This is a genomic window from Hungatella effluvii (assembly GCF_003201875.1).
Classification (GTDB): Bacteria; Bacillota; Clostridia; order Lachnospirales; family Lachnospiraceae; genus Hungatella; species Hungatella effluvii.
Genome location: NZ_QJKD01000006.1, coordinates 281,699 through 305,256 on the forward strand (window position 1 = coordinate 281,699; position 23,558 = coordinate 305,256).

26 protein-coding genes and 1 tRNA gene are annotated in these 23,558 nt (G+C 49.4%); 7 read left to right on the plus strand and 20 right to left on the minus strand.

The window, feature by feature from the left end:
* Nucleotides 1-63 precede the first annotated feature (63 nt).
* From DFR60_RS13675 to DFR60_RS13685, 3 genes are read left to right on the plus strand one after another with little or no spacing between them, the layout of a single operon-like run.
* Nucleotides 64-924 carry an ABC transporter ATP-binding protein gene (locus DFR60_RS13675; RefSeq protein ID WP_110323376.1) on the plus strand — a complete coding sequence of 287 codons (861 nt, stop codon included), beginning with the start codon at nt 64-66 and terminating at the stop codon, nt 922-924.
* Nucleotide 925: 1 nt separating this feature from the next.
* Nucleotides 926-3,115, plus strand: a complete 2,190-nt coding sequence (locus DFR60_RS13680) for a M1 family aminopeptidase (protein WP_110323377.1) — start codon at nt 926-928, stop codon at nt 3,113-3,115.
* Entirely contained in the window at nt 3,108-3,854 is a 747-nt protein-coding gene (locus DFR60_RS13685) for a hypothetical protein (protein ID WP_110323378.1), read from the plus strand. The genes DFR60_RS13680 and DFR60_RS13685 overlap by 8 nt, the downstream gene beginning before the upstream one ends.
* Nucleotides 3,855-3,871: 17 nt before the next feature.
* Here the strand turns inward: DFR60_RS13685 and DFR60_RS13690 are convergent, their stop codons facing one another.
* The 6 genes from DFR60_RS13690 to pduL form a co-directional block, all read right to left on the minus strand.
* The gene (locus DFR60_RS13690; protein ID WP_110323379.1) at nt 3,872-4,324 is read right to left on the minus strand and encodes a hypothetical protein; all 453 of its coding nucleotides are present in this window, start codon (nt 4,322-4,324) and stop codon (nt 3,872-3,874) included.
* A 17-nt stretch (nt 4,325-4,341) separates the two neighbouring features.
* Nucleotides 4,342-5,874 carry a Y-family DNA polymerase gene (locus tag DFR60_RS13695; RefSeq protein ID WP_110323380.1) on the minus strand — a complete coding sequence of 511 codons (1,533 nt, stop codon included), beginning with the start codon at nt 5,872-5,874 and terminating at the stop codon, nt 4,342-4,344.
* 242 nt (nt 5,875-6,116) lie between these two features.
* Nucleotides 6,117-6,299 carry a 50S ribosomal protein L32 gene (gene rpmF / locus DFR60_RS13700; RefSeq protein ID WP_002604249.1) on the minus strand — a complete coding sequence of 61 codons (183 nt, stop codon included), beginning with the start codon at nt 6,297-6,299 and terminating at the stop codon, nt 6,117-6,119.
* 2 nt (nt 6,300-6,301) lie between these two features.
* Nucleotides 6,302-6,829 (minus strand): YceD family protein, encoded by a 528-nt coding sequence (locus DFR60_RS13705; RefSeq protein ID WP_110323381.1) that lies wholly within the window; start codon nt 6,827-6,829, stop codon nt 6,302-6,304.
* A gap of 86 nt (nt 6,830-6,915) precedes the next feature.
* Nucleotides 6,916-8,112 carry an acetate/propionate family kinase gene (locus DFR60_RS13710; RefSeq protein WP_110323382.1) on the minus strand — a complete coding sequence of 399 codons (1,197 nt, stop codon included), beginning with the start codon at nt 8,110-8,112 and terminating at the stop codon, nt 6,916-6,918.
* Between the two features lie 21 nt (nt 8,113-8,133).
* The gene (gene pduL, locus DFR60_RS13715) at nt 8,134-8,703 is read right to left on the minus strand and encodes a phosphate propanoyltransferase (protein WP_002604252.1); all 570 of its coding nucleotides are present in this window, start codon (nt 8,701-8,703) and stop codon (nt 8,134-8,136) included.
* Between the two features lie 167 nt (nt 8,704-8,870).
* On the opposite strand from pduL, the gene DFR60_RS13720 reads away from it, so the two are divergent.
* The gene (locus DFR60_RS13720) at nt 8,871-10,130 is read left to right on the plus strand and encodes a nucleotidyltransferase (RefSeq protein ID WP_110323383.1); all 1,260 of its coding nucleotides are present in this window, start codon (nt 8,871-8,873) and stop codon (nt 10,128-10,130) included.
* Here DFR60_RS13720 and DFR60_RS13725 read toward each other — a convergent pair.
* From DFR60_RS13725 to DFR60_RS13770, 10 genes are all read right to left on the minus strand, one after another.
* A complete protein-coding gene (locus tag DFR60_RS13725) occupies nt 10,125-10,628 on the minus strand; it encodes an NUDIX hydrolase (RefSeq protein ID WP_110323384.1) in 504 nt (167 codons plus the stop codon). The two genes, DFR60_RS13720 and DFR60_RS13725, sit on opposite strands and share 6 nt — an antisense overlap.
* 12 nt (nt 10,629-10,640) lie before the next feature.
* Nucleotides 10,641-10,985 (minus strand): phenylpyruvate tautomerase MIF-related protein, encoded by a 345-nt coding sequence (locus DFR60_RS13730; RefSeq protein ID WP_110323385.1) that lies wholly within the window; start codon nt 10,983-10,985, stop codon nt 10,641-10,643.
* A gap of 58 nt (nt 10,986-11,043) precedes the next feature.
* Complete coding sequence (locus tag DFR60_RS13735; protein WP_341457953.1) at nt 11,044-12,267, minus strand: class I SAM-dependent methyltransferase; 1,224 nt, start codon at nt 12,265-12,267, stop codon at nt 11,044-11,046.
* A 19-nt stretch (nt 12,268-12,286) separates the two neighbouring features.
* Nucleotides 12,287-12,928 (minus strand): histidine phosphatase family protein, encoded by a 642-nt coding sequence (locus DFR60_RS13740; RefSeq protein ID WP_110323386.1) that lies wholly within the window; start codon nt 12,926-12,928, stop codon nt 12,287-12,289.
* 240 nt (nt 12,929-13,168) lie between these two features.
* Complete coding sequence (locus tag DFR60_RS13745; RefSeq protein WP_110323387.1) at nt 13,169-14,533, minus strand: PFL family protein; 1,365 nt, start codon at nt 14,531-14,533, stop codon at nt 13,169-13,171.
* Nucleotides 14,534-14,566: 33 nt separating this feature from the next.
* Entirely contained in the window at nt 14,567-14,839 is a 273-nt protein-coding gene (locus tag DFR60_RS13750) for an ACT domain-containing protein (RefSeq protein ID WP_002604259.1), read from the minus strand.
* Nucleotides 14,840-14,857: 18 nt separating this feature from the next.
* The gene (locus tag DFR60_RS13755) at nt 14,858-15,655 is read right to left on the minus strand and encodes an MBL fold metallo-hydrolase (protein WP_110323388.1); all 798 of its coding nucleotides are present in this window, start codon (nt 15,653-15,655) and stop codon (nt 14,858-14,860) included.
* On the minus strand, nt 15,652-16,242 hold the full coding sequence (gene coaE, locus DFR60_RS13760) for a dephospho-CoA kinase (RefSeq protein ID WP_110323389.1): 591 nt from the start codon (nt 16,240-16,242) through the stop codon (nt 15,652-15,654). The genes DFR60_RS13755 and coaE overlap by 4 nt, the downstream gene beginning before the upstream one ends.
* 42 nt (nt 16,243-16,284) lie before the next feature.
* Complete coding sequence (polA, locus tag DFR60_RS13765; protein WP_110323390.1) at nt 16,285-18,927, minus strand: DNA polymerase I; 2,643 nt, start codon at nt 18,925-18,927, stop codon at nt 16,285-16,287.
* A gap of 11 nt (nt 18,928-18,938) precedes the next feature.
* Complete coding sequence (locus DFR60_RS13770; protein WP_110323391.1) at nt 18,939-19,286, minus strand: anti-sigma factor family protein; 348 nt, start codon at nt 19,284-19,286, stop codon at nt 18,939-18,941.
* A 132-nt stretch (nt 19,287-19,418) separates the two neighbouring features.
* Here DFR60_RS13770 and DFR60_RS13775 point away from each other — a divergent pair.
* Nucleotides 19,419-19,501 (plus strand) — tRNA-Leu (locus DFR60_RS13775).
* A 139-nt stretch (nt 19,502-19,640) separates the two neighbouring features.
* Here DFR60_RS13775 and DFR60_RS13780 read toward each other — a convergent pair.
* Complete coding sequence (locus DFR60_RS13780; protein WP_002604264.1) at nt 19,641-19,877, minus strand: hypothetical protein; 237 nt, start codon at nt 19,875-19,877, stop codon at nt 19,641-19,643.
* Between the two features lie 157 nt (nt 19,878-20,034).
* On the opposite strand from DFR60_RS13780, the gene DFR60_RS13785 reads away from it, so the two are divergent.
* Entirely contained in the window at nt 20,035-20,319 is a 285-nt protein-coding gene (locus DFR60_RS13785; protein ID WP_110323392.1) for a helix-turn-helix domain-containing protein, read from the plus strand.
* 121 nt (nt 20,320-20,440) lie between these two features.
* Here DFR60_RS13785 and DFR60_RS13790 read toward each other — a convergent pair whose 3' ends face one another.
* The 3 genes from DFR60_RS13790 to DFR60_RS13795 form a co-directional block, all read right to left on the minus strand.
* Complete coding sequence (locus DFR60_RS13790) at nt 20,441-21,631, minus strand: immunity 26/phosphotriesterase HocA family protein (RefSeq protein ID WP_207659533.1); 1,191 nt, start codon at nt 21,629-21,631, stop codon at nt 20,441-20,443.
* 143 nt (nt 21,632-21,774) lie between these two features.
* Entirely contained in the window at nt 21,775-21,921 is a 147-nt protein-coding gene (locus tag DFR60_RS30410; RefSeq protein WP_167437593.1) for a hypothetical protein, read from the minus strand.
* Between the two features lie 54 nt (nt 21,922-21,975).
* Nucleotides 21,976-22,416: a class I SAM-dependent methyltransferase gene (locus tag DFR60_RS13795; protein ID WP_167437594.1), complete on the minus strand. Its 441-nt coding sequence runs from the start codon at nt 22,414-22,416 to the stop codon at nt 21,976-21,978.
* A gap of 241 nt (nt 22,417-22,657) precedes the next feature.
* Between DFR60_RS13795 and DFR60_RS13800 the strand changes: the two genes are divergently transcribed.
* Nucleotides 22,658-23,536, plus strand: coding sequence for a polysaccharide deacetylase family protein (locus DFR60_RS13800; protein ID WP_110323394.1), 879 nt, complete (start codon nt 22,658-22,660; stop codon nt 23,534-23,536).
* The last annotated feature ends 22 nt before the right edge of the window (nt 23,537-23,558 follow it).

Consider the following 23,558-nt stretch of genomic DNA (forward strand, 5'->3'; position numbering starts at 1 on the left):
TCCATCACACCTCCAAATGGCTCATTTATAATCAATAGGAATACACGCAGGAGGAAAAACAATATGCGGATAAATATTGAACACGTAAATATGATCTATCCAACAGGAAAACAGGCGCTTCACGATATCAGCCTGACGATGGAGAGTCCAAGCCTCATCGGCCTGCTCGGCCCCAACGGCGCCGGAAAATCAACGCTGATGAAGCTGCTGGTTGCAGGGCTTCTGCCGTCCTCGGGAAGTATAACCGTTGACGGCGAGCCCCTGGTGAAATGTGAAAGAGCTTTAAAGGCAAAACTCGGCTGCCTGCCCCAGCATTTCGGACTTTACGACGAGCTTACGGTCTGGCAGTTTCTGGACTATATGGCTGCTCTCAAGGGCTGTTCTGACAGCAGAACAGCTATTGACGAGGCGCTCGCTGCCACCGGCTTAAAGGAGCTGCGCAAAACCCGTATACGGACTCTGTCCGGCGGACAGCGCCAGCGGGTAGGAATCGCACAGGCTCTGTTGGGAATGCCTGAATTCCTGATATTCGATGAGCCTACCGTAGGTCTGGATCCCGAGGAACGTATTCGCTTTCGGAACTTATTTTCGGAAACGGCACAGAACAGGCTGGTGCTGCTGTCCACTCATATCATCGACGATGTACAGTCTGTGTGCAACCGCCTCATCATCATCAACCATGGCCGAATCCTTTTCACAGGTACTCCGGAGGAGCTGATCCGCCAGGCTTCCGGGCATGTGGGCGTGTTTCTTGAAGATGCCAGTATACGCAGAGATTCCGGCCTTCACATCACATCCCGGATCAATACGGCAAGAGGGGTGCTCTGCCGCGGCGTGGCAAAGAATCTTCCACCGGAGGCCGAGGCGGCAGAACCCACACTGGAGGACGCTTATCTCTACCTCATCACGAAGGAGGGGCAATAATATGAATGCACCTTCACTCTTTCGCGTGGAATTTGGCCGTCTCATGCGTAACCGTCTGGCCTGGCTGGCCGCAACACTGACTGCGCTGGCCCCCATTGCCGGCTATTCCTTTTATCAGCCAACCTTCGGAGATTCCATGGGCGCGCTCTATCTGGCGAATCCGATGCTGACCGGCGGAATGGTCGGGACGCTTCTCTTCGCCCTGCTGATTCTTGCGGCTCTGGATCAGCCCGCCCGCAGCGGCACCGCAGCCCTCATAGAGACGATTATCCCGCCTGTGAAGATGCACGCCATACGGCTGCTGGCTGTTTTGAGTCTGGCTGTTCTGACGTCCCTGGCTGTGGGGATTCTCTACCTTCCGTACACCATGTGGAAATTAAATATCGTGTTCTCCTTCACAGATTACTGGCTGGCCGTTCTTTTGTTTCTGCTGTCAGGTCCTGTTATGGGGACTCTGGCTGCCGCCATGGCGATTCAGATAACCGGACGGCTGGATGTGAGCGTTCTTGCACTGCTGGCCGCTGTGATCTTTTCGCGCAGCCGCTGGTGCAGCCAGTACTTTCTCGCTCACTGGAATATTCCTCTGGTTTCCACCCTGTCCGACGCCTTCGGGAGCGCTGTCGTATGGCGCACCGCGTTCTACAGCCGTCTGGTCTGGCTGTGCCTGCTGGGCGGCGGCTGGCTTCTCTCTCTTCTGTTCGTCCGGCAGTACGGAAAAGGGGCGGCCGGTTCCCTGATTCACAGAATCAAAAGACCGGTACTCCCCATTATTTCCATACTGCTTCTGTTTCTGGGCGCTGTTTTATGGAACAGACAGCCCTTTATAGACCACTGTCCCGACGACTGGATTTCCATGGAGACGGCCGATCGGTTTCATGAACATCTGACCACAGAGAGTACATCCCTGAACGTGACCATCGACAGCTTCCTGATGGGGACTCTATCGGGGGAGGCCTCCTGGCAGATTCGCAACAATTCCGGCAGTCCACAGGAGCTTTACTTCAATTTAAACAGCGGCTATCGTGTCCGTTCCATCACTGCAAATGGGGAGCCGCTTCCTTTCGAAGATCTGAAAAATGACTATATCGCTTCCAGAGAGCTGCGGTGTACGCTGCCTGCGGATGAGGAAATCAGCCTTGTGATTACATACGGAGGCATGCCCCGCATCTGGAATGCGCAGGAACGGGAGCTGTCCGGAAACTACATCAGCAGCAGAGGCATTTATCTTGCAAGCCACCATCTCGCTCCTACGGTAGCTGGCTGCGCTCCCGTGAAAGATGAAGATACTCCGGTCACCTTAACCATCACGCTGCCGGCTGCCATGACTCCCGTCTCTACCGGTTCCCCAAAGCAGCTTTCCGATAACCGTGACGGGACCGTCAGCTGGGCGATTACCGATCAGGGAACCGAGCGGATACAGCTGTTTGCCGGAGACTATGTCTATAAAGAGCTGGCTACAGGCAGCGGTATGCCTATCCAGTTTTACTACAGCAAAAAATACCAGTCACGTCTGGAAAACGGAGCCCTGGAGCTGATGGAACAGGCGATCGCCTACTGCACCAGTCACTATGGTCCCCGTTCCTTTACCGAAGACAAACCGTTTAAGATCGTCCAGCTGACTGCATTTCAGTTCGGCGGTTTTGCTAACCGCAGCATCAGCGGCATGGGGGAAACGTACTTCAGCGACGAGAATCTGGGCAATCCGGACAAAGGACCGGCCAGTGCCGAGGTCCTGGCCCATGAAATCATCCACCAGTGGTGGGGCTTAGGCGCAACGCTGTACGATCCGGAGGACGAGGACTGGAATGACGAGGGAATCACCGTCTATACCACCTACCGTCTTATGAGTGAAATCATGGGCGAAGACTATGCCCGGGAAAACTATACAGACAAATGGAAGGCTGTCATGGAGGACCAGCACGCCTCCTTTTATCAGCGCCATCCGGAATACTTAGACCGCCTTCCCAAACGCTACTCAAATGAGGTTCTGGCCTCCAGAAGCAGCGCCAACTGGTATGACGGCAACGCCCTGATGATCTACCGCGCCGCCGAGAAGGCAGGTCCGCAGAAAATCGATGAAATATGGTCGGAACTCTACACCAGGCAGGCCTCCGGAACGTCCGATATGATCACGCTGAAGGATTTTTTAGATGCCTGTGGCTTAAAGAAAGGGGAGGTGGAACGTGAATAAGATATTCCGATATGAGCTGCGCCGTATGGTGTTCAGCAAATTTTACCTCGGCTTAAGCGCCGTAGCCATCTGGTATGGATGGCAGATATTAAATACCACAACGATTCTGGGCACAGCCCATACCGCTCCCTTTTCCCCCTGGAGTTTTGGCAGCTATCTGTCACAGCTTCTGCCCCTGCTCTGCGTGGCCCTGCTGTTCCTTGTGTGGAATCAGTGCAGCAATACGGCTCTCCGCACCGGTGTGCTGACCACCACGGCTGCGCAGAATCCGGGCGTATACCGGCTCGTAAAATGCGGTGCCGCTGCCGCTGCCTGGCTTTTGCTGGTGCTTCTTCTGGCCGCCCTGGGAGTTGGATTCCTGCTGGCCTTATTCGGCAGGGACGTCCCTGTCGGTGAGTACGTGGCGCCAGCGCTGGCGGCGGTCCTGCCTCCGATGATCCTTCTGCTGGGAATCGGTCTGCTGGCGGGACAGATTCACGCCTCCCTGCTTTTCCCAATGATGGCGCTGGTATTCGGGATAGGCTTTCTCCCGCTTCCCGACAGCCTCGATCTCTACAGCGGCGCTCTTTTCTCGCAGTACCCGCTGACACTGGAATACCTGGATCCCACGTTTTCCATGCCGCTCTCGTCTGTGACAGGAAAATGTGCCATGGTTCTCATTGGCGCTGCGGCATTTATTTACACGCAAAGGCCGGAACTGTTTCATATTCATAAAAGGAATGTTCCATGGTCGGCTTGAAACGCTGATAGAATTTATCAATAAAATCTAAAGTCCACAGGGCACAACGCCTCGCCCTCTATTTCAACAATATCATCGAGGGGAATTACCGTTCCCTCCAGCATAATCAGCACGTCCCTGTAACGATCCACTTTCCTGACACGGCCATGGACAGTGACGTAGGAACCGCCGGCTTTTCTCTCGTCTGCAACGAAAAAGATGACCGTTACGGCTGGCTGTTCCTTTATTTTTTCTATCAACAGCAGTAGTTTATCATTCAGGATCTCCTTGCTGTTATCATCAAGTTCAATCTTCTGGTCTGTCAGCCGTGCCGTTTCCTGAATGGCCGCATCATGGCCGGTCAGGGCCGCAAACGGAGAAAACTGTGCCGCGCGGTCAGATACCGCTATGCTGGGATGCGCTGTGGAAACATGGTGAGGCAAATGAATGATGTCGTCATAGCGATCTGGTCGATCCGTCTCTCTCTGCATGGATACCTCCTGTAAAATTACGCCTTATGACCGCCGATCTGGTGGTTGCGTTCGATTGTCATGGCCCCCTCTTCAAGGTTCATACCTTTCAGGAGGGCATTTTTTCCGAATTTCTTCTTAATATCCAGGACAGCCTTCTGAAGCTGTCTTTCCCGTTCCAGCTCCTTTTCTTCCAGTTCCTTCTGCTTTTGAAGAGCCTCGTAATCGGTAAACAGGTCCATCTGTTCAAAGTTCTCCTGCCTTGAAATACTGCTTTCCTCCACCACATGATTCACGGTAATATAAATCCTGCGGATCAGCAGCTCCTGATCGACGATCCTGTCGTACAGATCCATGGCCGCGTCCATGATCAGTTTTGTGGAAGAAGTCTGCCGGTTTAGATTCACCGTTCCATGGGCGTGTTTCGGAACCCTGCGGCCGTAGTGGTCTGTGGTGACGGCGCCCTTATACTTTTTACTGATCTCAGGCCTCGTCAGATTCTCGATGTCGTAGCCCACAGTCAGCACCACCTGATCTGTTACAAGGCCCTTATCCACCAAATCCAGCACCAGCAGATCTGTCATCTCCTGGACGATCAGTCTCGCTTTCGCATAGTCGTAGGGACACTGCAGCACCTGGCCGGAGCCGGTGCTGTTCGTCTCCGGTTTATAGGCCTTTACGTCTGCCATCGTACAGGGCTCCCAGCCCCATGCATGGTCTATGAGAAGCTCTGCGTTGATGCCGAACAGCTTGTAGAGCAGCTCCTCATTATGGTAATCCGCAGGTTTCCCAAGGGAGCATCTGGCAATGTCCCCCATGGTATACAAACCGGCGGCCTCCAGCTTCTTGGCATACCCCCTCCCTATTCGCCAAAAATCCGTAAGCGGTCTGTGCGTCCATAATATACGGCGATAGGAATCCTCGTCCAGTTCCGCGATTCTCACCCCATTCTCATCCGGCGCGATGTGTTTGGCTACGATGTCCATGGCGACTTTCCCTAAGTACAGGTTCGTCCCTATGCCTGCCGTGGCCGTAATACCGGTCTCCTTTAACACATCCATGACCATCCTTCTGACAAGCTCCCGAGCCGTAAGCCTATAGGTATGCAGATAGTCGGTCACATCCACGAACACCTCATCGATGGAATAAACGTGGATATCTTCCGGCGCAATATAGCGCAGATAAATATTATAAATCCTTGTACTGTATTCCATATACAGCGCCATACGGGGCGCCGCGGCGATATAGTCGATGGAAAGGCCCGGATTCGCCTTTAAATCCCGGTCATTCACAGAGGACCCGGAAAAACGGAATCCTGGGGCCCTTTGCCTCCGTCCCGTGTTCGCCTCTTTCACCTTCTGAATCACTTCAAACAATCTGGCACGCCCCGGAATGCCATAGGACTTGAGTGCCGGGGAAACAGCGAGACAGATCGTCTTGCTCGTCCGGCTTGCATCTGCCACGACAAGGTTGGTGGTCAGCGGATCAAGCCCGCGTTCGATGCATTCCACAGAGGCGTAAAACGACTTTAAGTCAATGGCCGCATAAATTCGATTTTCAGATGTTTTCATAGCTGGAAGCCTCCGATACAAACATATGTTCTTGCTAAGAATAGAATACCACAATTGCTTAAAAATATCCAGTGAAATGATAGTTGGGAAAAAATAGTACTGATGAAAACGGACTGGGAAAATACTTCTGATTGTCCGGCCGATGGAATCACATCACGCCATTCACAAGCAAAGCCCCCCGGAGGAAATCCTCCGGGGGGCTTCATTGTACTTCATGTTCATGTCATAGAGATTGTTGAAAATTAGTCTTCAACGCTGATGATTTCTTTCTTGTTATAAGAACCGCAAGCCTTGCAAACTCTATGAGGCATCATAAGTTCGCCGCACTTGCTGCACTTAACTAAGTTCGGAGCACTCATCTTCCAGTTTGCTCTACGTTTGTCTCTTCTAGCTTTAGAAGATTTGTTCTTTGGACAGATAGACATGGTTACACCTCCTTAAACTGTTTAAAAATATCCTGGATGACCGCCATTCTGGGGTCCAAAGACCTTGTATCGCAGTCGCAAGTCTCATGGTTGAGATTTGTTCCACATCTATTACAAATCCCCTTACAGTCTTCACTGCAGAGAACCTTCATAGGCAGATTCAGTATGAGTTCATCACAAACCAACTGGTCCACATCCAGATTATAACCACTTAAATATGGTTGTTCATCGAGATCTTCTACACGCTCTTCCTCGGATTCATTCAAATCCAGAGTGCGGATAATATCAAATTCCAACGGTACTTCCACCGGATCAAGGCAGCGGTCACACGGAACTTTCAGAGTAAGCTTTGCCTTCCCCTCAACTTCCAGCTTCCGGTCACCCAGATTCATAATTCGCAGAACCACCTTTTCCTTGGAGGCCACCTCGTAATCGCCGTTAGGGCAATGATAGATGTCCATTTCAATATCGGGTGTATAAGTTTTCTCTTTCCCTTCCAGGGTAAACAACTCTGACAAATTAATAAGCATATTAATCTCCATTAATACGCACCTATGCTATTATACACAGACGCGCATCATTTGTCAACAAAATATTTCCAATATTAAACAACCAGTTATTTCACAAGAGCTAATGTTTCTCTGGCAATGGACAGCTCCTCGTTGGTCGGGATCACGCATACTTTTACCTTGGATTCCGGAGTGGAGATGGTTACTCTCTTGCCTCTTGCCTTGTTGATCTCAGGATCGATTTCGATGCCGAGATATCCCAGATATTCGCATACAGCGCCTCTGATCGGTTTATCGTTTTCACCGACACCCGCGGTAAATACGATGGCGTCAACGCCGTTCATAGCGGCTACATATGCGCCGATGTATTTGGCCACACGGTAGATAAATGCCTGAATCGCTACATCTGCTTTGTGATTGCCTTCGCCCTGTGCTTTCTGCACGTCTCTGAAATCGCTGGAAACGCCGCCGGACATTCCGAGAATACCGGATTTCTTATTCAGAATATTCAGCACTTCATTGACATCCTTGCCCTCTTTGTTGCAGATAAACTGAACAACAGCCGGATCGATATCACCGCTTCTGGTACCCATGATCAGGCCCTCTAACGGAGTTAATCCCATGCTGGTATCAACGCACTTGCCACCGATGGAAGCAGATACGCTGGCGCCGTTTCCTAAATGGCAGACAATAACTTTTGCTGTCTCAGGATCTAATTCACAGTACTTGATCGCTTCTTTGGATACGTAGCTGTGGCTTGTCCCGTGGAAGCCGTAACGGCGGATGCTGTACTTCTCATAATACTCATAAGGAATCGCATATAAGCTTGCCTTCTCCGGCATCTTCATACCGAATGCAGTATCAAATACGGCTACGTTCGGTGTTCCCGGCATTGCTTCTTCACACGCTTCAATACCCATTAAGTTTGCAGGGTTGTGAAGAGGTCCTAAATCGAAGCAGTCGCGGATTACGTTCTTTACATCTTCATTTACAATGATGGAGTCACTGTAGACAGTTCCTGCGTGCAGTACGCGGTGTCCTACTGCCGAGATTTCGCTGGTATCTTTGATCACGCCGTATTCCGGGTCTACCAGAGCATCCATGACCATCTTGATCGCTACCGTGTGATTCGGCATCTCTTTCTTAACTTCCAGTTCTTCCTTGCCTGCTGCCTTGTGGGATAAATTGGAGCCTTCGATACCGATTCTTTCACACAATCCTTTTGCTAAAACCTCTTCGTTCTCCATATCGATTAACTGATATTTTAAGGAAGAACTTCCACAGTTGATAACTAAAATCTTCATTTTACAGTATTTCTCCTTTTATTATTTTACAATTTCGCCGTACTGTTCTCTGCCACAGGCAGCGGCATTGGATTCATCCGTGTCAATATGCATAGCCAGCGCATAGCTGTCGCTTACACGAACTACTACGTCGCCGAATACAAGGCTCCTGCCGTCTGTATCAACCTTAACGGATACAATGTCACCGTTCTTAACGCCCAGTGCCTCGGCATCTGCGTTGGTTGCATGAATATGACGCTTTGCAGCGATTACGCCCTCTGCGATCTCGATCTCTCCGCACGGTCCGACGATCTTACATGCTCCGCTTCCAGCGATGTCTCCGGATTCCTTGATCGGCGCAGCCACGCCAATCGCACGGGCATCCGTTAACGAAAGCTCTACCTGAGTTGCCTTTCTGACCGGTCCTAAGATGGATACGCCGGCTAATTCTTTTTTGGAACCTACAATGGTAACTCTCTCTTCGCATGCATACTGTCCTGGCTGGGATAAATCTTTCTTTCTTGTGAGTTCATATCCCTTACCAAATAAAATCTCAAGATGTTCCTGAGTTAAATGTACATGACGCGCTGAAGTTTCTACCAAGAATTTCATACCTATATTCTCTCCTGTTCTTTTTAATAATATGAATGAATATTACAATTCTGATTCTATTCTATGTGCTTTGATTAAAATTTTCAAGTGCTGTCTCGAAATAATTTGCATTTTTTATGAAACAATTGCATAATAGAGTGGAAAACAGCAAAAAAAGGACGTAATTTATGACGAAAAATGAAAATGCTTACATCGTCGGCATTATAGCGGAATACAATCCGCTCCACAAGGGACATGCCTGGCACATACAAAAAGCCAAAGAACTGGCCGGCGCGAAATACTGTATCGCCGTCATGAGTGGTGACTTTGTTCAGAGAGGCGCCCCGGCGATTTTCGACAAATACACAAGAACAGCCATGGCTCTGGAAGCCGGTGCTGATCTGGTACTGGAGATGCCGTCCATCTTCGCCGCCAGCAGTGCGGAAGATTTCGCGGCCTGCGGGATTGCGCTCCTGGACCGCCTGGGTGTTGTCGGTTCCGTCTGTTTTGGAAGCGAATGCGGCAATATGGAAGAAATTTCCCGTGCTGCTTCTATTTTAGCCTCAGAACCGGACCTTTATACGGCGGCACTGAAGGAACAACTTAAAAAAGGCTTCACCTGGCCCCAGGCGCGGGCGCATGCACTCTCTTTAACCGGCGACTTCGATAAAGAGCTCCTGGATTCTCCCAACAACATATTGGGAATCGAATATGCAAAGGCCCTCATAAGACGAAAAAGCCCGATCCGGCCAATCACGGTCCTGCGTCAGGGAAGCGGATATCACGACACCGGATTTTCCGATGTCTTCTGCTCCGCCTCCGCAATTCGAAAAGAACTGGAAGCAAACGCATCAAACGGCGGCGAGTGGCTTCCCGCATCTGTTCTCCAGGGCATGCCATCATTTGCCGGACACTTCCTGGAACCGGCTTATCCGGTCTTTTTAAATGATTTCTCGACGCTGCTTAATACGGCGCTGCTGCGCATGACGGCGGCATCAGATCCCCTTGAGCAGTATCTCGATGTCTCGGACGACCTGGCGGCCAGAATCAGGAAGGAACTTCTCTCCTTCTCTTCCTTTGAAGACCGGATAGGCGAGCTGAAGACCCGGCAGTACACCTATACCAGAATCAGCCGCGCCCTGCTTCATCTTCTGCTCGGCATCACGGATCAGGAGATTATGGCCGGCCGCGCCGCAGATTACGCGCCTTACGCCCGTGTCCTCGGCTTTCACCGCGGTGCTTCCGCGGTCCTTTCAGACATCAAAAAAAGAGGGACCATCCCTCTCATCACGAAAACGGCCGACGCCGGCAATCTTCTGGAAGGAACGGCGTGGGAGATGTTTCAGAAGGATCTGTTCTGCTCCCACCTCTACCAGGCCGTCGTTTCCGGAAAATATCATACGCATTTGAAAAATGAATATACGCATTCGGTCGTCATGAAGTCATGACGGCCGGATGAAACTCTCTATCTTATCTTTATAGAGCAGAAACCTGGATTTCGGAACCACGATTCCCTGACGCCACATCTCCATCAGCTCATCAAACACGACAAACTTCGCATCCACCACTTCCTCTGCCTGAAGCTTTAAATCTTCCAGATTCACATTCTGGCGGGTAATGTATGTATCCACAAACCGCTCCTTTAAACAGATGGAGTGGATCAGATGAAGCTCGTCTTTTGACGCGTGGATTCCGACTTCCTCTGAGAGCTCACGGAGCGCCCCTTCCACGCTGTTCTCACCCGTCAGCACAGATCCTCCGGTACACTCCCACAAAAGGCCGTACGGCTTATCCGGGTGCCTTCTGGTGAGCAGTATCTCCGATCTCTGGTTCACGGTCCAGACATCGGCTATTATATGGTACTCCCCAGGTCCCAGCGGCACGCCCCGCTCATGTGTATTTCCGGTCAGTTTCCTGTTCTCGTCGTAAACATCCCACAATTCCATAGGTTTTTCCTCCTAGAAATTGGCGCCGTTCCAGCCCCAGTGTTCCACTTCCTCGTATTTGATGTAAATCTTATCCTGAGGAATTCCCAGCACCTCCTCATAAATCTGACACAGTCTGGCCGTAAGCTTATCGTAAGCTTCATCCGTAGTTCCGCCGAAAATCTTCACCTCCACATAAGCCAGTTTCGTATCATTCTTCCCCTTGAAATAAAGAGAATAATTGTCCTCAAAGCCAACCATCAGCCAGCTTTCTGATTTCCCCGGAATCAGGGATATTGCCTGTCCCAGCTTACCCTTCAGCGTTTCCTTCTCACTTTCTGTAAGCGGCACACTTACCTTGGAATTAATAAATGGCATAATTTTACTCCTTCCTATAATTTTCTCTATCATACCACAGTCAAAGAGAAAATGCCATTCAGATTTCCGTAATTCCAACCCGGGTTTTATCTTCCAGCAGCAGCCCGGCCAACGTCTGTTCCGTCCCCAAAAACTGCAGGATATCCTCGATCTCTTTCCGGTTGTCCTTCGGCCCGCCCTGTTTCACCGCGCGGATCAGAATGTTTTTCGGAGTGTGTTCCATATCGATAAATTCCAGGATTTGAGTCCGGTAGCCCCTGTTTTCCAGGATCTCCGCCCGGAGGGCATCGGTGTATAAGGCTGCCATACGCTCCTTGATCAGCCCGTACTGGAGCACCGGGCGCAGCAGCTCGTTGTCCATCTGTTTATTCAGCTCATGCTGACAGCAGGGGACGGAGAGAATCACTGAGGCATCCCATTTTACCGCCTTTTCCAGGGCGTAATCCGTAGCCGTGTCGCAGGCGTGAAGCGTCACTACCATGTCCACATGGTCCACGCCGTCGTAGGAAGCAATATCGCCGTGATAAAACTTCAGCTTGTCGAAGCCATAAGCCACGCTTAGGCGGTTGCAGTGGTCGATCACGTCCTGCTTTAAGTCCAGTCCGATAATGCGCACCTCATAGCCCTTCAGCTCATGGAGATAATAATACATGGCAAATGTCAGGTATGATTTTCCGCATCCAAAATCGATGATTACATTTTCCCTGCTCTTGTCCAGTCTTGGGAGAATGTCCTCAATAAATTCCAGAAAACGGTTGATCTGGCGGAACTTATCGTAGCGGGAACGGACGACTTTTCCATCGGCTGTCATGACGCCTAAGTCCTCCAGAAATGCAACAGGCTTTCCTTCCTCCAGGATATAGCGCTTCTGCCGGTTGTGGGAGGCCACGTTCGGAGCCGCCACCATTTTCTGCTGATTTTTCTTAACTTTAATCGTGACAGTCCCTTTCTTGCCAACCAACACACGGGCCTGTCCTCTGGATGATTCCACCTCTGCCTGCTTAAAACCGCTCTCCATCAGTCCCAGCAAGTAGGATACGCCTTCTTCCCTCGTCAGATTTCGGTGAAATGCCTGTTTCTCCGTCAGTTCTTCCGCCTGGAAAACCATACCGCCTTTCAGCATAACCGGGCGCACCCGGACCTTCAGTGCTTTGCATGGGCCTGCCCCGTCCTTAAAGGCCGGATTGCTCAGGATTATCCTGAGCAGACTGTCGTCTAAAAAGTCCTCAAAGATCTTCTTAACCTCTTCTCTTTTTTCCAGAACCATACTGCTCTGCTCCATAAAATATTCCCCTGTTCTCTTAATTCTCTGCCGATACCCAGCTGCTTCTTAAGAGCTCCGGATGCGGCTCCAAATGCGCGTAATCATTAAAACGTTCCACGGTAAAGCGCGTATTGCCCGGGTTATAGGCCACCTCGGTAATGCTGCAGTTTTCCAGTGAATTGCCGAGCAGCCGGTATCTGGCCGGTTCCATGCCTAAAAATGCGGAGGTCATGCTTCGGATTACACCGCCGTGAGTGACTACCGCAACCGTCTGATAACCTCTCTCAGCAATCTCATGAAATACCGGCATCACCCGCCGGATCACGTCTCCCGCGCACTCTCCGCCCGGATACGGCAAGTCGGCTTCCATCTTTTCCTGTTCCTTCTTAAATGCAGCAAATTTTACCGCAATATCCTCGTCGCACATTCCTTCCATCTCGCCGAAGGAGATCTCGCGCAGCTCCTCCTTTACAATGTGTTCCACATTCCAGAAGCGGTTTGCCGTCTCCGCAGTCTGAAACGCCCGCAGCAAATGGCTGGAGTATACAGCTTCAATCTTCTCTCCTGCCAGACGTTCTCCCAAAAGCTCCGCCTGTCGGAAGCCCTCTAAAGCCAAATCCACATTGACGTTGCACAGCTGGCTGCACTGGCGGCCATGACGAATCAGATACAGTCTCATCCGATCTTCCTCCCAATTTCTCTTCTCTGTCAAATAGTAACAGTTCAGATGGCTCATCTTCTTGACCGAAAAAGCCGGTCAAGAAGCATCGGATGTTCATCCGATGTAAAAATCAGTGCAAAAACGGTCTTATAAGCAAGCTTAACGCCCGCCTTTGCACTGATTTTTACGCCGTCTGAACTGTTACTTCAAGTACGGCCCAGATGGGTGTTCGTTCATCTGGGCCTATCTTTTTTAATCCTAATTTTTAAAGCTGTGGATCGGGGCCGGAATTCTGCCTCCGCGGGTTACGAACTTCTCACAGGAATAGGGATTGACCGGCATAACCGGGGCGTAGCCAAGCAGACCGCCGAATTCCACCGTATCCCCAATGGTCTTTCCTATCACCGGTATAAGTCTGACAGCAGTCGTCTTCTGGTTGATCATACCGATAGCCGCCTCATCCGCAATAATTCCTGCTATGGTCGTCGAAGGCGTATCGCCTGGGATCGCAATCATATCGAGGCCTACGGAGCAGACACACGTCATCGCTTCCAGCTTTTCGATCGTCAGGGCTCCCATGGAAACCGCATCGATCATCCCCTGGTCCTCGCTGACCGGGATAAATGCACCGCTTAAGCCGCCTACATAGGAGGAAGCCATGACGCCGCCCTTCTTCACCTGATCGTTTAACATGGCGAGAGCCGCCGTCGTTCCCGGAGCGCCTACACGCTCCAGACCGATCTCTTCCAGAATCTCAGCGACACTGTCGCCGACAGCCGGAGTCGGAGCAAGGGACAGATCAATGATGCCGAACGGGATATTTAAGCGTCTGGAGGCCTCCTGAGCCACCAGCTGTCCGACTCTCGTGATCTTAAACGCCGTCTTCTTGATAGTCTCACAGAGGACCTCAAAATCCTTTCCTCTCGCCGTCTCGATGGCCGTCTTTACAACCCCCGGTCCGCTGACGCCCACGTTGATGATGGACTCGGCCTCCGTCACGCCGTGGAACGCGCCCGCCATAAACGGATTGTCGTCAGGCGCATTACAGAAGACGACCAGTTTGGCGCAGCCCAGAGAATCAGACTCCTTCGTCGCTTCCGCCGTCGCCAGCACGATCTCGCCCATCAGCTTCACGGCATCCATGTTGATGCCCGTCTTTGTGGAACCCACGTTGACAGAGCTGCACACGCGCTCCGTAACGGCAAGCGCCTGCGGAATGGAACGAATCAGCCTTTCGTCCGCATCGGTCATACCCTTGCTCACCAGAGCGGAATAACCGCCAATAAAGTTTACACCAACCTCGTGAGCCGCCCGGTCGAGGGTCTTTGCAATGGTCACATAGTCCTCCGGACTCTTGCAGGCCGCCGCGCCAACCATGGCGATGGGGGTAACGGAAATTCTCTTATTTACGATCGGGATGCCGAAATCGCGCTCAATCTCTCTGCCGACTGCGACGAGATTTTTAGCTGTAGTGGTGATCTTGTTATAGACCTTCTCATTGACCGCATCTAAATCGCTGTCGCTGCAGTCCAGAAGGCTGATACCCAGGGTAATCGTTCTGACATCCAGCTTCTCCTGTTCTATCATTTTATTTGTTTCATTTACTTCAAACATATTCAACATATCAATGACCATCCTTTTTCTTTTTCGCTGCTGTCAGATACGATGCATCTTAGTAAAAATATCCTCGCGCTGGCATTTTACCTTAACACCGATCTCGTCTCCGATCTGTTCCAGTTCATCGGCAAGCTCTCCAAAAGGTTTTGTGGCGTCGTTCGTGTCGACAATCATCATCATATTAAAGAAATCCTGTACGATGGTCTGTGAGATATCCAGGATATTCACCCGGTTGTTCGCCAGGTATGTGCAAATTTTTGCAATGATCCCTACGGTGTCTTTTCCAACTACTGTGATAATGGTTTTCTTCATGCTGCTTTTTCTCCTCTTTTATATAGTGATAATTTCCGACATCCTGTCTCTTCCCGCAACCGCGATCGAAAAATCGGACGCCTTAAATGGATTATCTCCGTCTGTAATCTCCAGCTTTACGGTCTCGTAAGCCAGCTCTTCATAATTATTTTCCTTGCTTAAATGGCCAAGCAGAATCCGTTTTAAATTATCGTGCAGAATGCAGCACAGAAGGCGTCCGGCGTTCTCGTTGGAGAGATGGCCGTGATCCCCTAAAATACGGCGCTTCAGGTAGTAAGGATAAGGTCCTGCCTGCAGCATGTTGACATCGTGGTTTGATTCCAGCAAAAGCGCATCGAGTCCCTGTAAATGATCGATTATGTACTGGTCATAGTGCCCCATGTCCGTTGCCACCGCCACTGATTTGTGGTCATGCTGGATCCGGTATGCCACCGGATTTGCCGCGTCGTGATCGATCGAGAAAGGCTTTACCTCCAGATCGCCGACAAAGAAGTCCACATCCGGACAGATCGGATGGTACAGATCTCTGGGATACTCTCCCAGATACTTCTGCTTCGATACCTCCTCCAGCGTTTCCTTTGTCCCATAGAGAGGAACACCATACTTTCTTGCCAGGACTCCCAGTCCCTTTGTATGATCAGAATGCTCGTGCGTGATGACGATTCCGTCGAGCTCGCTGCCTTTTAAACCAATTTCATTTAGGCCCTGCTCAATCCTCTTATTGTTGATGCCTGCATCCACCAGAATATGGGAGTTGTCCGAACCAACATAGATGCAGTTTCCGCTGCTTCCGCTCGCTATACTTACCAGTCTCATGTTTTCCGTCCTTTATCTTTCAATAGGGCCTCCAGCCCGGCTTTTACCTCTTCCACGGTCCCGTTGTTATCAATCACCCGGTCCGCCAGTTCCCGGAATTCCTCATCCGACAGCTGATTCTTCATGATGCTTAGGGAACGCTCTCTGCTGTATCCCCTGTTTTCTTTCAGGCGCCTGATGCGATTCTCTTCCGATGTATAAACATACCACATTTCATCGTAGATGTCATCCTGTTCCCTGCCCATAATTGCAGATTCTACCACAATTAAGTCCGCTTGTGAAGAAGAAATTTTATCTTTGATCGTTTTCCACACCATCGGATGGATGATTCCGTTCATCGTCTCAAGCGCATTTTGGTCATGAAAAATGAGTGCGGAAAGCAGCGGACGGTCAATGGTGCCATCCGGTTTTAAGAAGCTGTTCCCCAGGGCGCGGACGACCATCTCGTAGCCCTCGTGCCCCGGTTCCATCAGCTCATGCGCCACCTGATCGGCGACAATAATTTCTGCTCCGTACTCTGTCTGCAGGATATCGAGAATCCGGCTCTTCCCGGCGCCGACTCCACCTGTCAGTCCTATCACTCTCACTTTTTCTCCCTCTCTCCTGTAAGGCAAATACACGCCCTGGTCCTATTTGGCGTCAAACCAGGAATCTCCGACGTTCGCTTCCACCTCAAGAGAAACTGATAAATCCGCTGCATGCTTCATCTCGTCCACCAAAAGCGCCTTTACCGCTTCCACTTCGTCCTTCTGCGTCTCGATCAGAAGCTCATCGTGAACCTGTAAAACAATGCGCGATTTAAGGCCTTTCGCCTTCAATGCACGATCCACACGTATCATTGCGATCTTCATGATGTCGGCCGCCGTTCCCTGAATCGGGGAGTTCATGGCCACACGCTCGCCGAAGGAGCGCTGCATAAAATTAGTAGATTTCAGTTCCGGCACCGGACGCCTTCTGCCAAACATGCTGACCGCATAGCCGGTCTCTTTGGCGTCTGCCACAAGCCTGTCTAAGAATTCCTTAACGCCCGGATACGTCTCAAAATACTTATTGATATACTCCGTCGCCTCTTTCCTGGATATGCTTAAGCCCTCGCTCAGTCCGAAGGAGCTGATACCGTACACGATTCCGAAATTTACCGCCTTGGCATTTCTTCTCTGCAGCGGCGTCACCTCGTCCAGAGGCGTATGGAAGACCTCGGAAGCCGTGATGGCATGAATGTCATCCGCATGGCGGTAGGCTCCGATCAGCCTCTCATCTCCAGACATATGCGCCAGGACACGAAGCTCGATCTGGGAATAGTCGGCGTCGATGAAGACACAGCCATCCTCCGGCACGAATATCTTCCGAATTTCACGTCCCAGCTCCATACGAACCGGGATGTTCTGAAGGTTCGGCTCCGTACTGCTGATTCTTCCCGTAGCCGTGATGGTCTGGTTAAAAGTCCCGTGAATTCTCTCATCCGGCCCGATATAGACGGCCAGACCTTCCGCATAGGTGGAATTCAGCTTGGTGAGCTGACGGTAGTCGAGAATCATCTGTACCACCGGATAATCGGGAGCCAGTTTGTCCAGCACATCGGCTGCCGTGGAATAACCGGATTTCGTCTTTTTCCCATTGGGCAGCTTCATATGGTCAAACAGAACCTCGCCCAGCTGCTTGGGAGAATTGATATTAAAGGTTTCCCCTGTTTCCTCATAAATCTTCTGCTCCAGCGCGACAATCTGCACCTTTAAGCGGTCTCCGTACTCCTTCAGCCGCTCTCTCTCCGCCTTGATTCCCACCTGCTCCATGTGGAAAAGGCTGTAGATCAGCGGCATCTCAATATCGGTAAAGAGGCTGTACATCTCGGCCTTCTTAAGCTCCTCGGTCAGACGGTCCGCACTCATAAAGGCGATATAGCCCATGTAGCAGATGCACGTAAACGCCTTCTTCTCATCGCTCTCAAGCGCCTTTTTAATCGTCTGTTTTCCTAATAAATCGGCTCTGGACGGGACGGTCATGCCCAGATAATCACGGGCAAGATCATCGTAATCATACGTATCCTTAAGCGGATTTAAGAGGTAACCAGCCACACTGGCGTCAAACAGCGGGCTGTCTGATTCGGCTTTCAAAAATGGAAGCAGCGGCTTTAGCTTGAGCACAGATACCCGTTCGCATGATCTGCACAAATCCCTTGCCTTTTCCACCAGATATTCCGCCCGCATAAAGCCCTGGGGGACGAAACAGTAGGTGGCTTCCTCTCCTGTGCAGAGCGCCATGGCAGTCAGCTCATGGTCCAGGGTCACAAGTTCCAGGCCAATCTTCGCCCCGGCTTTGCAGGCGGCAAAGATGGCTTCTGCTTCTCCAAAATCGGTGACCATCTGAAAATGTGCCTCCGCCGACGGACTCTCCACCGGTGTATCCGAGAAACGGGAAAGGAGTGATTTAAACTCCAGACGCTTCATATACTGGTAAGCGGCCGGTGTATATAAGTTGTCCGCTTTGGCATCGTCATAGGAAAATTCTATTCCGCAGTTTATATTGATCGTTGCCAGCTCCTTGCTCAGCTGTGCAAGACTGTAATTCTCTTCCAGTGACTTCTTCGCTCTTGGCGGTTTGATCTCCTCTATATGGGCGTAAGCGTTCTCAATACTTCCGTATGCCTCTATAATGGCAGCGGCCGTCTTCTCTCCGATGGACGGTACTCCGGGAATGTTGTCGGAGGAATCTCCCATCAGGGCCTTCATATCGATAAATTCCGTTGGAGTCACATGGTACTCATTCTTCACATCCTCCGGATAGTAGTCTTTAATCTCCGTACCGCCCCTGCTGGTCTTGGGAATTCGGATCTTGATATGCTCGTCGGCCAGCTGGAGCAGATCACGGTCACCTGATACCACGACCACCTCCACGCCCTTCGCCTGGCTTTCTTTCGCCACAGTTCCCAGAATATCATCAGCCTCGTAACCTGCCAGCGTAAGGATGGGCACCTCCATGGCACCGAGGACTTCTTTCATCAAATCCACCTGCTCGTGAAGCTCCTCCGGCATAGGTTTTCGCGTTCCCTTATACGGTTCGAACATCTTATGGCGGAATGTGGGTTCCTTCCGGTCAAAGGCCACCGCCACATGGTCTGCCTGCTCTTCTTCCAGAATCTTAAACATAATGTTCAAAAATCCGTATACGGCGTTGGTATGGAGCCCCTCTGAATTTGTCAGCTCAGGAACTCCGTAGAATGCCCTGCTCATGATGCTGTGTCCGTCTATTAATACTATTTTCTCTTTGTCCATGTTCTCTCCTGTCAGATGAGTCCCGACTGCAGCCAGATACGGCACTGCAGAAGGACCGTAATAATTAATGCCATAACGCTGAGTGTGGATACCGCATAGCGCACGATCTTAACGAGCCGAGCTGCTTCCAGTCTTTCCCTGGACTGTTCGATCGCTGTCTCAAGCGCTCCCTTGATGTTATAATTGCCCGTCTCGGAGTCCAACTGCCGGATTCCCACGTCAACAGTAAAATATATCTCCAGCTCTTCCCTGCATTCCGGGCAATGTTCAATATGCTCCAGAAATTCAAAGAGTTCTTCATCAGTCAGTTCGTTCTTAATATAAGGCATTACAAGGCTTTCCGCTTCTTTACATGTCACCTCCGGACACCTCCTTCCACAAATCTCTATCTATCATACAATATATTTCCACCATTTTCAATTTAATAATCATAAAAAACACTTGCCAAATGGAAAATCCTGTGATAAAATAATCAACGCTGTGATTGTTACGCCGGCTTGTCGGAATGGCAGACGAGGTGGACTCAAAATCCATTGGTGGCAACACCGTGCGGGTTCAAGTCCCGCAGCCGGCACTACACCCTTGGCAGGGAATCGGACTAAAAATAACGTATCTGCGTTATTTTTGGTCCTTTTTTCTATTAAAAAAGGGGACCCGCCGAATGCAGCAGATTCCCTTTTACTTTAAACGCGATACGGTTCTACGATACCATTCTATAATTCTTTCCGGACGCTCAACCCCAGCGGCTTGGCCACACGGTCCTTTATACTCTCCACTTTCCCCAGCATCAGCCATTGCTTTGTGCATTCTGCGCTTGCTCTTTCGCCGTCATCCGGCCACATGGAACGCCACTTTGCAAAACATTTATTCTCCAGCTTGCTGAAAACCATATAGATCATCTGTAATTCTTCTTCGGTAAATTCTAAATTATAAATTTGCTTTTTTATCACTGTATGTACTCCCCCTCCATTGTCAATTATCTTATCACGGCCGGCTCCTGGTATAAAAAGTATACAGCTTTTCTTAAATTCGGTCAACTATATGAATATTTAATCCACCATATAAACATACCATATGTAGTAAACTACTGAAAAAAGGAGAATTGATATGGTTGACTTTGGAAACACCTTAAAAACATTACGATTACACGAAAAAATGACACAAGCCCAATTATCCCAGAAATTAGGACTGACAAAATCCGTAATCAGCGCCTACGAAACCGGTCTGCGCCTGCCGTCTTACGATGTTTTAATTCACATTGCACAGATTTTTAAAGTATCCACGGATTACCTCTTAGGCGTAGATCAAAAGGACAGTCTGGATCTGTCCGGGCTGACGCAGAATGAAAAGTCCGCACTGTTGGCACTGATCAAGGCTATGAAAAGCAGATAAGACTCCAAACGATACGCAGGCCGTGCACGGGCTTGCTGTTAATAATCAGGCTGCATGTCCCGCAGAAAAACGCTGCAGCCTGTCTGACTGCCATAATTTCACTGTGAAAGCATCAAAGCGCTTATTCTTTTGAGGCTCTGTGTAATTTCAAATTCCCCTCATAATCCAGATTCCCATCTAAACCAAAGGCTTCAAAAATTGCCTTCTTATCCTTTTTGTTTAATGGATGACTGAGTCTCCCCCTGACACCATTCCTGACATCGCTGCCGTAATAAGGTTCATTGGAATGCGCTGTGATGCATTCCTCCAGATGATCTAAATTTAAAGAAAAACCAATTCCTTCATCCCTGTAATCGGTATGGTACCACCCCTCATCTTCATACATCTTATATTCAAAAAGCGACAGTTCTCTGTATATAAAACCGTATTGAAGATATGCAGTCTCCCGATCCTGATAATTGATGCTTTTACTCGTCGATATGGGACCGTCGTCCAAATCCCGATATGTAACCGCCCGGTTTCCGATGATCTTATACTCACCATAATAAATACGGTTGTCCATGATAGCCTGCGGCGGCAGAGACAGCCCCTGTTCTAATTCATCCAGATTCACCTCCATGCTGTCACTGATTTTATGGTAAACTTTTACCACCAGCGCCGTTCCCATTAAATTTGCGAGACCGTAATTTTTGTTTTGTTTAAACTCCTCCGTCTTCCTCCGCTTCACGATATCGATTAAAATCTTTCCAAAGCCATACTGCCTTCTTCCGATTTTAAAAGCAAAAATATCGCCTTCTTTATAGCTCTGATGCACTCTTTTTTCGTTTTTAAAGGTTTCCAGTTCTGCGAAATCCGCCTGCGTCGTTTCCCTGATCCAGTTTTCCAGCCAGTTTTCCAACACCGCACCACTCTCTTCACTCCCTGCTTCTTCGGAATAAAAAGTCTTTTGTGTCGTATAACTGGCAATCGTGATCCAACCTCCCTCATAGGAAAAATAGACATCCACAGGCCGAAAGGACTGGGTTGCCGTAAAATTTAATTTCTTCGGCTTTCCCTTCGCAGTCTTCGGCAAAACCACCGTTCTGTTTTCCGCCGTTTCAACATCCAGCTCGCATTCTCTGTACCGAAAATTTTCCTCCTGACAGCCGGAGGAGGAAATCTCTTTTTTAATCACATTTCCATCAAAATAATAGGAGGTTCCTTTGATATCCAGTACTTCCCAATGCTTTTCGATGGGGTTTAAACCTAAATATTTTCTTTGTTCGTTGGTTAAAATAAATTTGTCATTCACAATCAGTCCCACCCTTTTCATTTCCCTCTTCTTTTACAATACGGTAAAGTTCTTCTTCCTGCTCCGCCAGCGACCGGATATCTCCGCAAACCGATTGTCACGCAGTTCATTTTCCGGTTTCAGGGGATAGTAAGCCACATAATCACCTATAATACGTCTCCTCCTCAGTTTGATTTGTCGAAAAAGCCGGCAATTGAAAATAGAAGCCCGGCCACTCCCATAATAAGAATCAGCCAGTCCAATCCGGACGAACAGAGCGCCAGCACAATTGCAAATAATAGTATTGCGATACCTAATGTGATTTTTTTCATAGTTGTACTCCCTTATGGTATTAATTGTTTTATTTGATACGTCGAGCAATTATTTTATTTGACGAATGAAGATGTCTTGGTACATTCCCTTATTTCTCCATCAGCAGCTAATCCTATGGCATAAGGTGCAATGTCAATTGATGGAGGAATCTTATCAGTTAATAATTGAATTATATTTATCCCGCCAATTGCGGTGGCACATTTAGCATTGATAATGAAATTATACCAATCACTTTTGCTTATGAAATGTAAAATTCCAAACGCCATGATCAGCCCATATTTTTTTGTAAATTTAAAATTACATAAGTCGCCAACCCATGTGTTAATAGTTAGCTGTCGACTAATTGATAAACGCCGCAATTTATTTACTGCATTTTCCGAAAGATCAAATGCATCAATACTCTTAAACCCGTGTTCAGCAAGGTATAATGAATTTTTACCATCCCCGCATCCTACATCAATTATATTACTTGATTTTTCTATAAGATTTTCCACTATCTTCCCAAAAAGGTATTTCCACTTTTTCCCTTCTTTCTATTCAAAATATACATTCAGCAGATCAATGGCTTCAATGCGCTTCTTATCCAGTTCATTATAACACGGCAAGCCTCATTCCGCATACACTTCATAAGAAACTAATTACATCGAAACAAAATCTTAAGCAATTCTGCAATACATTTCCCCGCCATTATGGTATACTATTCCTATCGAATTCAAATGATAAAGGAGGCTTTTTATGAAGCGATATACGGTTATTCTCACCCTTTCACTCGTCTGTGCCATTTCACTTGCAGGATGCGGTAAGAAGAATCAGGACAAAACAGATTTGACAAGCACCCACACGACGGCGGCAGAGACCATGTCTCCCACCACGACAGCGGCAGAGACGAAAGAGACGACGGCCGCGGACAAAGAGACCACGGATGCGGCTGGCGGCGAAACGAAAAAAGATGACGCTAAGAAGGCAGACACCGCCTCCAGCGTCACCACATCCATACACACTTACACCACAGGAAACATTTCCATCGAATACCCGGTTGTCTCTAATTTGAGCAAGGCTGCCGTGCAGGAAAAGATCAACAAGCTGTTAAATGAACATGCGCTGGAATTCATCAAGGCCTACGGCGTGAATGAAAGCAAGGACTCCCTTACCGTAAAATGCAGGGTTGTCTCTGCAGACCGCAGACGCCTGACTGCTGTTTACACAGGTTCCTACATGCCGGATGGCGGCGCGCATCCGGTCAGTCTCTTCTATACGAATACCATTGACACAGCACTCGGTGAAGATATGGGGCTCACAAACTACGCGGATCCCTATACTCTGGCCGGTTATGTGCTGTCCGGTGACTGCCAGTTTGCGGACGCAGATGCCGCTTTGGAAAAAGAATTGATGAAGGTTAAGAATGACACCGACATTGAGACGTATACCGAGATGTTCCGCCGCGCAGATTTCCCATGGAAGGCGCCGAAAACCACCTCCAAGGACTCTGACGAAGCCGTGAAATTTCCGGAAGTGTTCAGCTACGAGGAGCAGGGAACCATCTATGTTTCCATACCGGTACCTCATGCTCTTGGCGATTATGCTCTGATAAAGTACACTCCTGACACAAAATAGTGAAAATAGTTGCTATTTAACC

Excerpts from the sequence above, each read along its gene's own strand:
- DFR60_RS13680 (WP_110323377.1), top strand. The coding sequence starts at position 926 with ATGAATGCACCTTCACTCTTTCGCGTGGAATTTGGCCGTCTCATGCGT.
- DFR60_RS13705 (WP_110323381.1), bottom strand. The coding sequence starts at position 6,829 with ATGCTTATTAATTTGTCAGAGTTGTTTACCCTGGAAGGGAAAGAGAAA.
- pduL (WP_002604252.1), bottom strand. The coding sequence starts at position 8,703 with ATGAAATTCTTGGTAGAAACTTCAGCGCGTCATGTACATTTAACTCAG.
- polA (WP_110323390.1), bottom strand. The coding sequence starts at position 18,927 with ATGGACAAAGAGAAAATAGTATTAATAGACGGACACAGCATCATGAGC.
- DFR60_RS13740 (WP_110323386.1), bottom strand. The coding sequence starts at position 12,928 with ATGAGACTGTATCTGATTCGTCATGGCCGCCAGTGCAGCCAGCTGTGC.
- DFR60_RS13725 (WP_110323384.1), bottom strand. The coding sequence starts at position 10,628 with ATGGAATTGTGGGATGTTTACGACGAGAACAGGAAACTGACCGGAAAT.
- DFR60_RS13790 (WP_207659533.1), bottom strand. The coding sequence starts at position 21,631 with ATGAAAAGGGTGGGACTGATTGTGAATGACAAATTTATTTTAACCAAC.
- DFR60_RS13730 (WP_110323385.1), bottom strand. The coding sequence starts at position 10,985 with ATGCCATTTATTAATTCCAAGGTAAGTGTGCCGCTTACAGAAAGTGAG.
- DFR60_RS30410 (WP_167437593.1), bottom strand. The coding sequence starts at position 21,921 with ATGAAAAAAATCACATTAGGTATCGCAATACTATTATTTGCAATTGTG.
- DFR60_RS13675 (WP_110323376.1), top strand. The coding sequence starts at position 64 with ATGCGGATAAATATTGAACACGTAAATATGATCTATCCAACAGGAAAA.
- DFR60_RS13735 (WP_341457953.1), bottom strand. The coding sequence starts at position 12,267 with ATGGAGCAGAGCAGTATGGTTCTGGAAAAAAGAGAAGAGGTTAAGAAG.
- DFR60_RS13690 (WP_110323379.1), bottom strand. The coding sequence starts at position 4,324 with ATGCAGAGAGAGACGGATCGACCAGATCGCTATGACGACATCATTCAT.
- DFR60_RS13720 (WP_110323383.1), top strand. The coding sequence starts at position 8,871 with ATGACGAAAAATGAAAATGCTTACATCGTCGGCATTATAGCGGAATAC.
- DFR60_RS13785 (WP_110323392.1), top strand. The coding sequence starts at position 20,035 with ATGGTTGACTTTGGAAACACCTTAAAAACATTACGATTACACGAAAAA.
- DFR60_RS13710 (WP_110323382.1), bottom strand. The coding sequence starts at position 8,112 with ATGAAGATTTTAGTTATCAACTGTGGAAGTTCTTCCTTAAAATATCAG.
- DFR60_RS13755 (WP_110323388.1), bottom strand. The coding sequence starts at position 15,655 with ATGAGACTGGTAAGTATAGCGAGCGGAAGCAGCGGAAACTGCATCTAT.
- rpmF (WP_002604249.1), bottom strand. The coding sequence starts at position 6,299 with ATGTCTATCTGTCCAAAGAACAAATCTTCTAAAGCTAGAAGAGACAAA.
- DFR60_RS13745 (WP_110323387.1), bottom strand. The coding sequence starts at position 14,533 with ATGTTGAATATGTTTGAAGTAAATGAAACAAATAAAATGATAGAACAG.
- DFR60_RS13750 (WP_002604259.1), bottom strand. The coding sequence starts at position 14,839 with ATGAAGAAAACCATTATCACAGTAGTTGGAAAAGACACCGTAGGGATC.
- DFR60_RS13800 (WP_110323394.1), top strand. The coding sequence starts at position 22,658 with ATGAAGCGATATACGGTTATTCTCACCCTTTCACTCGTCTGTGCCATT.
- DFR60_RS13695 (WP_110323380.1), bottom strand. The coding sequence starts at position 5,874 with ATGAAAACATCTGAAAATCGAATTTATGCGGCCATTGACTTAAAGTCG.